The organism is Pseudomonas sp. FSL R10-1350 (assembly GCF_009600525.1).
GTDB lineage: Bacteria > Pseudomonadota > Gammaproteobacteria > Pseudomonadales > Pseudomonadaceae > Aquipseudomonas > Aquipseudomonas helleri.
The window spans coordinates 1-221 of the sequence record NZ_WIVR01000266.1; the positions used below are offsets into that span (position 1 = coordinate 1).

Genomic DNA, 221 nt, shown 5'->3' on the forward strand with positions numbered 1-221 from the left:
GGGGCTATAGCTCAGCTGGGAGAGCGCTTGCATGGCATGCAAGAGGTCAACGGTTCGATCCCGTTTAGCTCCACCAAATTTTAGTTTCACTGCCTGGCCACACCGGCATTGAATCGATCAGCACTCAGCGCTGATCAAATAGAAGGTTTGTGTCCCCTTCGTCTAGTGGCCTAGGACACCGCCCTTTCACGGCGGTAACAGGGGTTCGAGTCCCCTAGGGG

General features: G+C 55.7%; 1 tRNA gene. It reads left to right on the plus strand.

The window, feature by feature from the left end:
• Window positions 1-76: transfer RNA gene (locus GHO25_RS26030), tRNA-Ala, on the plus strand.
• Window positions 77-221: the final 145 nt, after the last annotated feature.